Here is a 7,482-nt window from a genome sequence, read left to right on the forward strand (position 1 = left end):
AAGGACATGGGAGGTCCTTTCCGTGTGGGTGTGGCCTCTCGGCCACCGTCACTACGGTCGACTCCCTCCGCCGCCCGAACTCATCGGAACGACACGCGCCCGCCGCCCACCCCTCGTGGTGCTCGTACGCGTCGGCCGTCGCTCACACCTTGCGGTACTCGTACGCCTCGCCCGCCGACGCCCGCACTGCCGCGAGGTCGCCCCCGGCGGAGACAGTGACGACGGCGGCGACCGCGCCCTCCACGAACGGCGCGTCCAGCAACTCGGTCCCTTCCGGGAGCTCGTCACCTCCGGCGAGCATCGCCTTGACGGTGAGCAGGGCGCTGCCGAGATCCACGAGCACCGCGACCCCCGCGCCCGCGTCCACCGACCGCACCGCGCGGGCGATCAGTTCGGAGCTGGTGCCGAGCCCGCCGTCCGCCGTGCCCCCGGCGGCGGCCACGGGGACCGTGGCGCCACCCGCGGCGAGGCCGCGCGCCAGGGCCGCGACGGACTCCGCCACCGGCCCGCTGTGCGAGACCAGCACGATGCCGACCGGCCCCGCCCCACTCACCGGACACCGCCGACCGTCGCCGCCGCCGTCTCGGCGAGCGCGGCCATCAGCAGCGCCGCCGAGGCGGCACCGGGGTCCTGATGGCCGACGCTGCGTTCACCGAGATAGCTCGCCCTGCCCTTGCGGGCCCGCATCGGCACCGTCCCCTCGGCCCCCGCCAGCGCCGCCCCGGCCGCTGCCGCGAACGACTCCTCCAGGGCCGCGACGGCGGGCACCAGGGCGTCGATCATCGTCTGGTCCCCGGGCCGCGCCCCGCCGAGCCGGCCGACCGCCTCGACGCCCTCGACCAGCGCCCGCCGCAGCTGGTCGGCGCTCACCCCGGGTTCCGGTCCGAGCGCCTTGGCCGTACGCCGCAGCAGCGTTCCGTAGAGCGGGCCGGAGGCTCCTCCCACGGTCGATATCAACGTCCGGCCGGCCAGGGCCAGTACGTCACCCGGGGCCGAGGGGCCCGCCTCGTCCAGGGCGGCGGTCACCGCGGCGAAGCCGCGCCGCAGATTGGAGCCGTGGTCGGCGTCCCCGATCGCGGAGTCCAGCTCCGTGAGCCGGCCGGCCTCACGGTCGACGGCGGACGCGGTCGCGGTCATCCAGCGGCGGAAGAAATAGGCGTCGAGCACAGGGTCTCCAGTCCGGAATGCGGGGCGCCCGGGGCGCCGTTCGGTGCGGTCGGCGGCTGCCCGGCGACATGGCGATTCCCGCGCTCAGCGGCCCCAGCGGAGCGCGGCCGTACGCACCGGTGCGTCCCAGAGCCGCAGCAGTTCCTCGTCCACGCGGCAGAGCGTCACCGAGCAGCCGGCCATGTCCAGCGAGGTCACGTAATTCCCCACGAGCGTACGGGCCACCGGCACCCGGCGCTCGGAAAGTACCCGGTGGACCTCCGCGTTGAAGCCGTACAGCTCCAACAGGGGTGTCGCGCCCATGCCGTTGACCAGAGCGAGCACAGGACCGTTGGGGCGCAGATCCTCCAGCACCGCGTGCACCGCGAAGTCGGCGATCTCCCCGGACGTCATCATCGGCCGCCGCTCGCGGCCCGGCTCACCGTGGATGCCGATGCCCAACTCCAGCTCACCAGGCGGAAGATCGAAGGTGGGGGAGCCCTTGGCCGGGGTGGTGGCGGCGCTCAGTGCGACGCCGAAACTGCGGCAGTTCGCGTTGACCTGCCGTGCCACCTCCGCCACCCGTTCCAGCGGAGCCCCCTCGTCGGCCAGCGCTCCGGCGATCTTCTCCACGAAGAGAGCCGCTCCGGTACCCCGCCGCCCGGCCGTGAACGTGCTGTCCGCGACCGCCACGTCGTCGTCCACCAGCACCTGCTCGACCCGGATGCCCTCCTCCTCGGCGAGCTCGGCGGCCATCTCGAAGTTCAGCACGTCCCCGGTGTAGTTCTTGACGACGAAGAGGACTCCGGCGCCACTGTCGACGGCCGCCGCGGCCCGCACCATCTGATCGGGCACCGGCGAGGTGTAGACCTCACCGGCGCACGCGGCCGACAGCATCCCCGGGCCGACGAACCCCGCGTGCAGCGGTTCGTGCCCCGACCCGCCTCCGGACACCAGCCCCACCTTCCCCGCGACGGGGGCGTCCCGCCGCACGATCAGCCGGCCGGCGACGTCGACGTTCAGCTCGGGGTGGGCGGCGGCGATGCCGCGCAGTGCGTCGGCGACCACGGTCTCGGGGACGTTGATGAGCATGCGCACGGGCGACTCCTGACGGCGAGGGGCGGGCTCGCGGACGGTGCTCCGCGGGCGGTGCTCCCCGGATTGTCCGGGGTCCGGCCGTCCGGCGTCCGACGATCCACCCGGTCCACACATGCGCCGCCGCGCCACCGGCCGTACGGACACCCGCTCGCGAGGTGCGCTCACACGGCCCGGTCGGCGAGCCCCAGCGTGCCGGCCGCCTGGATCGCCAGCCAGACCTCCGACAGGGCGCCGGTGGACGCCAGGTCGCGTTCCGCCAGCGTCCCGAAGCGGCGGAGCCGGTACGCCAGAGTGTTGGGGTGGATGTGCAGCGCGGCGGCGGCGGCCTCGGTCCGCCGGTCCCGCTCCATCCACGTACGGACCGAGACGAGCAGCTGGGAGTCGTGGGCGGCGTCGTATCTGAGCACCTCGCCGAGCACGTTCTCGACCAGGGCCGACAGCACCGCCGGGTCGTCCGGCAGCCACCGGCCCGTCAGGTCGTCGCCGTAGCGGACCACCGGCCGCCCCGACTCGGCCGCCTTCGAGGCGGCCCAGACCGCCTCCCGCTGCGCCACCTTCAGCGCCGCTCCCGGCCGGAAGGGGCGGCTCATCCCGGTCGCCGCCATCGGCAGGGTGCCCACCGCCTCCGCGAGTTCCGGCGCGCCGAGCACGTAGCGGTCCTCGCCCCGGGTGAGCAGGAGATGCGGCTGGTCGGCGAGGACGTGCAGGAGCGCCTCGTCGGTGGTGTGGCGCACCACCATCAGGACGGTGTCCCCCTCGATCGCGTGCCGGGCGAGCCGGCGGCGGGCCGCCTCCGGGTCGAGCACCTCCTGAAGCAGCTCGGCGAGGGTCTCGGCACCCTGCCGGCGCAGCGTCTCGCGCTCGTTGCGCACCATCGCGAGCCGCAGCGCGGCCACCGTGGCGATGTGCTGGGCCACCGCGAGCCCGGCGGGCTGGGCGCCCTCGCGCTCGTACGCGACGAGGAACCCGGCCGGCCCGCCGGGCGCGGGGACAGGCAGCACGAAGCCGCCCGGTACGGTCGGCGGCGCGTCCACGGAGTCCGGCAGCACCGACGGGTCCGGCACCGGGACGCCCGGCAGCAGGGGACGGCCCTGGGGCGTGCAGAGGTACACGTCGTACCCGGAGAGGCGTTCGAGCCGCCGGAGCAGCGTGGGGGTGTCGAGTTCCTCCGCGACCAGCCAGCGCAACGAGCCGAACACCTGGAGCTGGGCGCCGAGACGGTGCCGGGCGTCCTCCTGCACCGCCGCGGCGACCTCCTGCGCGACGGCGATGAAGGGAACCGAGAGCGGCACCTCCAGCACGGGGAAGCCCCGCTCCTCGGCCGCCCGGTAGAAGTCGTCGTGCAGGACGGGCATGTGCAGCTGCGCGGAGAGCGCAAGGCCGGAGACCCCGGCGTCGTCCAGACGTTCGAGGTAGGCGCGCTGTGCGGCGGCCGTGGCCGGGACCGCCAGCCCCGCCGTCATGATCAGCTCGGCCCCCAGCAGCCAGGGCGTCGGATCGTCCAGCTCGCTGGCGTGCGCCCAGGAGACGGACCGCCCCAGCCCCGAGCTGCCCGCCTTCACGGAGAGCTGGAGTGCGGGGAATGAGAGGAGTTCTTCCACGGTGAGTTTGTCGCTGGCCACAGAAAGGAGCCTATCGCTCTGTGACTGACACAATTGTCGCCGGTCACACGGGAGGCCAGACTGTGGGCTCGTCACTGCTGCACGACAAGAACGGAAGGTGACACGCCCGTGACCAGCTCGATCACCGAAATCGAGACCTATGGGGTCGAGCGGATCCCGGACGGGGACCGTACGGCCCGCCCGATCGATCTGTTCCGCCTCGCCTTCGGCGGCGCCAACACGTTCGCGACGTGCGTCCTCGGTGCCTTCCCCATCCTCTTCGGGCTCTCCTTCTGGCAGGGCCTCGCCGCCACCGTCCTCGGTCTGGTCGCCGGGGCGCTGCTGCTGGCGCCCATGGCGCTCTTCGGCCCGGCCAACGGAACCAACAACGCCGTCTCCTCCTCCGCCCACCTGGGCGTGCACGGACGCGTCGTCGGCTCCTTCCTCTCGCTGCTGACCGCCGTCGCCTTCTTCTCGATCTCGGTCTGGTCGTCCGGCGACGCCCTCGTCGGCGGAGCGCACCGGCTCGTCGACGTACCCGAGTCCGACGTGTCGTACGGCATCGCCTACGCGATCTTCGCCGGGCTCGTCCTGGTCGTCTGCGTCTACGGCTTCCGCTTCATGCTGCTGGTCAACAAGATCGCTGTGATGGCCGCCTCCGCGCTCTTCGTGCTCGGCGCCTTCGCCTTCTGGGGCGACTTCGACCCCGGCTACGCGGGCTCCTTCGCCTCGACCGCCGACCCGCTGTTCTGGCCGTCCTTCATCGGTGCGGCACTGATCGTGCTCTCCAACCCGGTCTCCTTCGGCGCCTTCCTCGGCGACTGGTCCCGCTACATCCCGGCCGGCGCGCCCCGCCGCCGGGTGATGGGCGCCGCGTTCCTCGCGCAGATCGCCACCCTGCTGCCGTTCCTCTTCGGCCTGGCCACCGCGTCGATCATCGCGTCCAAGGCCGCGAAGTACGTCGACCCGGCCGCCCCGAACTACGTCGGCGGACTGCTCGCCATCTCGCCGGGCTGGTACTTCCTGCCGCTCTGCCTGATCGCCCTCATCGGCGGCCTCTCCACCGGGACCACCTCCCTCTACGGCACAGGCCTCGACTTCTCCAGCGTCTTCCCGCGCTTCAGCCGCGTGCAGGCCACCTTCTTCATCGGCGCGCTCTCCATCGCCTTCATCTTCGTCGGCCGCTTCGCGCTGAACCTCGCCCAGTCCATCTCCACCTTCGCGACGCTGATCATCACCTGCACCGCCCCGTGGATGGTCGTCATGGCGCTGGGCTACGTCACCCGGCGCGGCTGGTACGACCCCGACGCGCTCCAGGTGTTCAACCGCCGCCAGCGCGGAGGCCGGTACTGGTTCGCCCACGGCTGGAACTGGCGCGGCATGGCCTCCTGGCTGGTCTCCGCCGTCGTCGCCCTCCTCTTCACCAACCTGCCCGGCCAGTTCGTCGGCCCGCTCGGCGACCTCGCCGACGGCGCGGACATCTCCCTGCCGGTCGGCCTCGCCCTCGCCGCGGTGATCTACCTCGCGCTGCTCACGGTCTTCCCCGAGCCCCGCGCGGTCTACGGCCCGGCGGGCCCCCGCCTCGTCCGCGCCGCCGACACCGAGGTCACACCCATCACGGGCCCGGCCGGGGAACCGGTGGTGACCGCGACCGCCACGGGCTGACCCCGCAGGCCCCGTACAGCCCCCACACCCCAGCCCCCACACCCCAGCCCCCAGGCCCCCACGACAAGGAACCGACATGAGCGACACCTCCGGACACGAGGACGTGGCCGCCGCCGCCGACGCACTCGTCGCGGCCTTCGCACAGGGCCGTCTCGACGACTACTTCGGCGCCTTCGCCCCGGACGCGACCTTCGTCTTCCACACCACCCCCCAGCGGCTGACCTCCACCGCCGAGTACCGTGCCCTGTGGCAGCGCTGGGTGGACGAGGACGACTTCCGCGTCCTGGCCTGCACCTCCACCGACCAGCTGATCCAGCACTTCGGGGACACCGCGGTCTTCAGCCACGACGTGGCCACCCGCGTCGCCACCTCCTCGGGCGAGGAGACGCTGCTGGAGCGCGAGACGATCGTCTTCGCCCGCGCGGCCGACGGCGGCTGGCCCGCCGTCCACGAGCACCTGTCCGCCCGCACTACCGTCTGACCAGGAGAACCGTTCCATGAGCACCACGTTCCGCAACTACATCGACGGCGTATCCGTGGACGCCGCCGACGGTCGCACCCTCGACGTGGTGGACCCCACCACCGGTGACGTCTACGCGACCTCGCCCCTCTCCGGCCAGGCCGACGTCGACGCCGCCATGGCGGCCGCCGCGGCGGCGTTCCCGGTGTGGCGCGACACCACCCCCGCCGTGCGCCAGCGCGCGCTGCTCAAGATCGCCGACGCGATGGAGGCGCGGGCCGACGAGCTCGTCGCCGCCGAGAGCCGCGACACGGGCAAGCCCCTCCACCTGACGCGGAGCGAGGAGCTCGACCCCGCCATCGACCAGGTCCGCTTCTTCGCGGGCGCCGCGCGGATGCTGGAGGGCCGCTCGGCCGGTGAGTACATGGAGGGCATGACCTCCCTCATCCGGCGCGAGCCGGTGGGCGTCTGCGCCCAGGTCGCCCCCTGGAACTACCCGCTGCTGATGGCGGTCTGGAAGTTCGCCCCCGCCCTCGCCGCGGGCAACGCCGTCGTGATCAAGCCCTCCGACACCACCCCCGCGTCGACCGTGCTGATCGCCGAGATCATCGGCGGCGTACTGGCCGGGATGGACCTGCCGCTCGGCGTCTTCAACGTCGTCTGCGGCGATCGGGAGACCGGCCGCATGATGGTGGAGCACCCGACCCCCGCGATGGCCTCGATCACCGGTTCCGTCCGGGCGGGCATGCAGGTCGCCGCTTCGGCGGCCAAGGACGTCAAGCGCGTCCACCTGGAGCTCGGCGGCAAGGCCCCCGCGGTCGTCTTCGAGGACGCGGACCTGGAGAAGGCCGTCGAGGAGCTGATCGTCGGTGGCTTCTTCAACGCCGGTCAGGACTGTACGGCGGCGACCCGGGTGCTCGTCCACGAATCCGTGCACGACGCGTTCGTCGCGGCCCTGGCCGCAGCGGCCAAGGGCACGAAGACGGGCCTGCCGGACGACGAGGACGTGCTGTACGGCCCCCTCAACAACGCCGGCCAGCTCGCCCAGGTCAGCGGCTTCGTCGACCGTCTCCCGGCGCACGCCACCGTCGAGGCGGGCGGCCACCGGGTCGGCGACAAGGGCTACTTCTGGGCGCCGACCGTCGTCTCCGGGCTTCGCCAGGACGACGAGATCGTCCAGAACGAGGTCTTCGGCCCGGTCATCACCGTGCAGTCCTTCACGGACGAGGCCCAGGCCCTGGAGTTCGCCAACGGCGTCGAGTACGCGCTCGCCTCCTCGGTGTGGACCAAGGACCACGCCCGCGCGATGCGGATGTCGAAGAACCTCGACTTCGGCTGCGTGTGGATCAACAGCCACATGGCACTGGTCGCCGAGATGCCGCACGGCGGGTTCAAGAAGTCCGGCTACGGCAAGGACCTCTCCGCGTACGGTTTCGAGGACTACACCCGGATCAAGCACGTCATGACCGCTCTCTGATCCGGTCCGCGACTGGAAGCACCGCGAGCCCACCC

7 protein-coding genes are annotated in these 7,482 nt (G+C 72.6%); 3 read left to right on the forward strand and 4 right to left on the reverse strand.

The genetic code is table 11. From position 1 onward, the window contains the following. Positions 1-142 precede the first annotated feature (142 nt). The 4 genes from ACFWEP_RS28600 to ACFWEP_RS28615 all read right to left on the reverse strand — a co-directional run bounded on the left by ACFWEP_RS28600 (position 143) and on the right by ACFWEP_RS28615 (position 3,866). Entirely contained in the window at positions 143-553 is a 411-nt protein-coding gene (locus tag ACFWEP_RS28600; RefSeq protein ID WP_387374241.1) for a PTS-dependent dihydroxyacetone kinase phosphotransferase subunit DhaM, read from the reverse strand. Continuing rightward, a complete protein-coding gene (gene dhaL / locus ACFWEP_RS28605; protein WP_387374243.1) occupies positions 550-1,167 on the reverse strand; it encodes a dihydroxyacetone kinase subunit DhaL in 618 nt (205 codons plus the stop codon). Before dhaL ends, ACFWEP_RS28600 begins: the two co-directional genes overlap by 4 nt. Positions 1,168-1,251: 84 nt before the next feature. Beyond that, the gene (gene dhaK / locus ACFWEP_RS28610) at positions 1,252-2,244 is read right to left on the reverse strand and encodes a dihydroxyacetone kinase subunit DhaK (RefSeq protein ID WP_387374245.1); all 993 of its coding nucleotides are present in this window, start codon (positions 2,242-2,244) and stop codon (positions 1,252-1,254) included. A gap of 161 nt (positions 2,245-2,405) precedes the next feature. Then, positions 2,406-3,866, reverse strand: coding sequence for a PucR family transcriptional regulator (locus ACFWEP_RS28615; RefSeq protein ID WP_387374247.1), 1,461 nt, complete (start codon positions 3,864-3,866; stop codon positions 2,406-2,408). Positions 3,867-3,974: 108 nt separating this feature from the next. Here ACFWEP_RS28615 and ACFWEP_RS28620 point away from each other — a divergent pair, with 108 nt between their 5' ends. The 3 genes from ACFWEP_RS28620 to ACFWEP_RS28630 all read left to right on the forward strand — a co-directional run bounded on the left by ACFWEP_RS28620 (position 3,975) and on the right by ACFWEP_RS28630 (position 7,447). Further along, positions 3,975-5,510 (forward strand): purine-cytosine permease family protein, encoded by a 1,536-nt coding sequence (locus tag ACFWEP_RS28620; RefSeq protein ID WP_387374249.1) that lies wholly within the window; start codon positions 3,975-3,977, stop codon positions 5,508-5,510. Between the two features lie 76 nt (positions 5,511-5,586). Further along, positions 5,587-5,991: a YybH family protein gene (locus ACFWEP_RS28625; protein ID WP_387374251.1), complete on the forward strand. Its 405-nt coding sequence runs from the start codon at positions 5,587-5,589 to the stop codon at positions 5,989-5,991. 16 nt (positions 5,992-6,007) lie between these two features. Continuing rightward, a complete protein-coding gene (locus ACFWEP_RS28630; protein ID WP_387374252.1) occupies positions 6,008-7,447 on the forward strand; it encodes a gamma-aminobutyraldehyde dehydrogenase in 1,440 nt (479 codons plus the stop codon). Positions 7,448-7,482: the final 35 nt, after the last annotated feature.

The sequence above is a fragment of the Streptomyces sp. NPDC060198 genome (assembly GCF_042728415.1).
Classification (GTDB): Bacteria; Actinomycetota; Actinomycetes; order Streptomycetales; family Streptomycetaceae; genus Streptomyces.

What these genes read in the sequence shown, in the direction of transcription:
- ACFWEP_RS28630 (WP_387374252.1), top strand. Translation starts at nt 6,008, where the DNA reads ATGAGCACCACGTTCCGCAACTACATCGACGGCGTATCCGTGGACGCC.
- ACFWEP_RS28625 (WP_387374251.1), top strand. Translation starts at nt 5,587, where the DNA reads ATGAGCGACACCTCCGGACACGAGGACGTGGCCGCCGCCGCCGACGCA.